Source organism: Bradyrhizobium sp. UFLA05-89, assembly GCF_059803475.1.
Genome location: NZ_JBANBA010000237.1, coordinates 1 through 3,094 on the forward strand (window position 1 = coordinate 1; position 3,094 = coordinate 3,094).

Genomic DNA, 3,094 nt, shown 5'->3' on the forward strand with positions numbered 1-3,094 from the left:
CAGTCCTGCCAACTAGACAGACTGAATCACTGGTATCTCTGAGTCGCAACCGCGGCCTTTTTCAACGGAATCGGTCAACAGGCGACCTCGCCAATCCATCTGACGCTAGTCCGCTCCAACCCACAAACCGGACATCTGCGCGGTCGTCACGCAGTCAGCAACGGGCCACGAACGGAATTGCTCGATCTCAGCGGGAGGGGTTGGGGGAACGTTCACTGCTCCAGCCAAATCGATTCGGACTCAACCATCCCGCTGCTCGTTTGAAGAAGAAAGCGAATTTCAGAAGAAGAAGCGCTGTCGGTGTCACAAAAATTCTCGAGACGTAATGTAAACCGAAATGGAGCATCATCGTTATTCATCCACATGGGATCTTGGAAAACTACCCAACTTTCCTTGTCGTTCAGATTGAAGTGCTTCCAGTCTTCACGACAGTGGACACTGTATTCGGCCTGCACCTCGATTGGTTGGGGGGAGCCCATCACGCCGCCCCTCAACGGCTCCCGCTGAAGGATTCGAATCCCAGTCTTCAAGAACAGCAACGGACCGCCGCTCGTATTCTCCACCATAAGGTCGAACACCGGGTCTGCCGCAACGTCAAATTTTCGGAGGAATCGACAGTGGCCTTTGCTTGGCCAAGGTTGCACGGGGTCGGGGTCAGGGACTGCATTCACGAGCGACTCTGACGCTCCTCCAGCACCGACACGGAGAAGAACTCTAGCCACTACCCAGGCATTACCACTAACTGCGCCGTCTTTGGCGAGGTGAACACCAATAGTCGCAAGCCTATCTGCCGCACTGCTTTTTGCTTCGTCCTCAGCGCGTTTTGCTTCAGCCTCCAAACGCTTCCGCACTGTCTCGGCCTTGACCTCCGTTTCGCTCACACGCCGATCATTGTCCACGCGCGCTCGGTCTTGGGCTAACCATCGGCGGGCCAGCTCAGCGTATGCATCTCGCTCGTCGTGGCGGCGTAGCGCCGCACAAATAGCATCGGCCAACGCATCGATCCTGCGCGCAACGTCCTCACTCTCGGGGTTTTTATGCCGCAGCGCACGGAAATCGGTCCATTGTCGGCCGCGTAGAAAGCGGAAAACGTCCGCATCGTGACAGTCTTCAGGTCGGGAGGGATCGCGATCATCGACGTTTAAATAGTGAATCGGAAAAATGAGATCGGTACGGCCCAACGCAGTTACTTCGCGTTGCCGAAACAAGGCGATCTCTTGGCAGCACCATTCGCTCTGTAGCAACGCCGGCGTAACAATTGGTATGAGAAAGGACGATCCGTCTATTGCGTTTCGGATTTGCTTTTCCCATTCTGCGCCGGGTGGAATTGCCGCAACGTCCTGAAAGATGTTGACCTTAAGGTTGCGACCAATCTTTTGTTGCAATTCGGACGCCAACAGCGCGCGTAGTTGACTCAAACGACCGCGCGAATGATCATCGTCGGTGTCGCTATAGCTCCAAAACCCGATCGGACTTAGCATCATCCACCACCACTGGTAGCGCCCACCGTAATCTCGCGCACCAACGCGGTCTATACCTTTTGGGGGCCCTCTACTAGTGCGTTTGGTCGGTCCGCCCCCGAGTCTTGGCCGCGTAAAAAGGCCCCACAGGGCCGTCAGTCTCGAAGCCAAAACTGGGCTGGCTCAGGCCGCGATCGCGGCGATCAGCGGCCTGATCCCGAGAATATTCATTGCTTGGGTCAGATTATAGGCCAGCCCCGCGAGGGCCATCTGGGCGGCTACCTTTGGGAGAGTTTTGGTCAGGAAGTGCGTCGCTCCCATGCGTGGCTTCATTGTGCCGAACGGATGCTCGACAGTCTCGCTACGAAGGCGCATAGCGAGCGGGTTCGCATCGAGCCGCTGCTGCACGGCGTCGAGCAGACCGGCCCGGATTGTAATGCCATTGATCGCAATCTCGATGCCCCCAAGTTCCGACTTGGCCTTGCATCGTTGCGCCTTGCGCTTCGGGCCTATAGCCGCAGCAGGTGTGGCCACCACCGCAGGTACAAACTGCGGTTCGTCAGCCTTCGTTGACCGCAGCTGGCGCGTTTGCCGACGCCAAGTGAACACTTGTTGGGGTGTTAGCCCGTGTCGTCGGGCAACGTCGGAAACGACCGCGCCTGGTGCCGTCGTCTCCTCGACAATCAGGGCCTTGTCATCCTTGGAAAACCAACGACGTCGTCCCGTCTCCGTGATCATTTCCAGCTGGCTCGTCGCCACGTCCGACTTAAGCGTATGGTCAAGCATAGACACAAGCCGATCCCTTCAAAGAGTTCGCGAACCTCGCCCATCACAAGCGCCAAGAGAAGGTGGAGGCTGAACGACGCTTACCCTTCTTGCTGCTGCCTGTGCTCATAACCCAACGCCGCGGCCAGGAGCGTGCGAGGTCCGCCGTGCCGCTGTTAGCGGCCGCGATAGCGGGCCAGAGCCCAGGAGCAGACATTCCAACGAAAGTATGGCTCGTATGCGGTTCAACCTCGAAGCTCCACAGCCCTTTGTTCTGCGGGACGGATCACCTTGTCACCAAGGTCGGCAAGCAATTGCTCCTGATCGGCATAGCGGTGCACAGTTAGAAACGACGACCTGTTCCGGTAAAAGTCGAACATGCCTGGCTCCTCCTGTGTCGCGAGGATGATCGGTTGCACCGGTAACGAGGGAAGGTCCGGCACAATTGCACGCAGTTCTTGCAGCACGGCTTTGGCGTCAGAGATATCGGCAATGACAAACCTTGCCAACCGAGCGAGCAGCGTGATCGTCTCGTCCGTATCGAGGCTCCTTGGCTTCTCAAAGTCGAATAGAATCGGCAGGTAATCACGCTTGCGCAGTTCCTCGCGAATGGCGTTGAGAACGACCTTTCGCTCATCTGTAAAACGACCGAGGATCAGCACAGCCTTGGAGGTAATTGTATCGATTACTTCGCGGATCTTCTTGTTGTGAAGGAGGAGATAAATGAACTGCGCGACCTCGACATTATCGAGGGTGATCTCGGGCTCGCCATAGCTTGTGATGACTAGCTAGCATTACAGTTGCTTTTGTTGCGGGCTTCTGAATCCATGGGCAACCATGATTCGAATGTCGTGGGCGCGGGCCGCGTC

3 protein-coding genes are annotated in these 3,094 nt (G+C 56.8%); all 3 read right to left on the reverse strand.

Features of this window, described 5'->3' with window-relative positions:
* Positions 1-212 precede the first annotated feature (212 nt).
* A complete protein-coding gene (locus tag SO139_RS45875; protein ID WP_498542122.1) occupies positions 213-1,481 on the reverse strand; it encodes a toll/interleukin-1 receptor domain-containing protein in 1,269 nt (422 codons plus the stop codon).
* Positions 1,482-1,643: 162 nt separating this feature from the next.
* A complete protein-coding gene (gene tnpA, locus SO139_RS45880; RefSeq protein ID WP_498542123.1) occupies positions 1,644-2,246 on the reverse strand; it encodes an IS66-like element accessory protein TnpA in 603 nt (200 codons plus the stop codon).
* 224 nt (positions 2,247-2,470) lie between these two features.
* Complete coding sequence (locus tag SO139_RS45885) at positions 2,471-2,887, reverse strand: hypothetical protein (protein ID WP_498542124.1); 417 nt, start codon at positions 2,885-2,887, stop codon at positions 2,471-2,473.
* Between the last annotated feature and the right edge of the window lie 207 nt (positions 2,888-3,094).

Coding starts and splice junctions, on each gene's coding strand:
- SO139_RS45875 (WP_498542122.1), bottom strand. CDS start 1,481: ATGCTAAGTCCGATCGGGTTTTGGAGCTATAGCGACACCGACGATGAT.
- tnpA (WP_498542123.1), bottom strand. CDS start 2,246: ATGCTTGACCATACGCTTAAGTCGGACGTGGCGACGAGCCAGCTGGAA.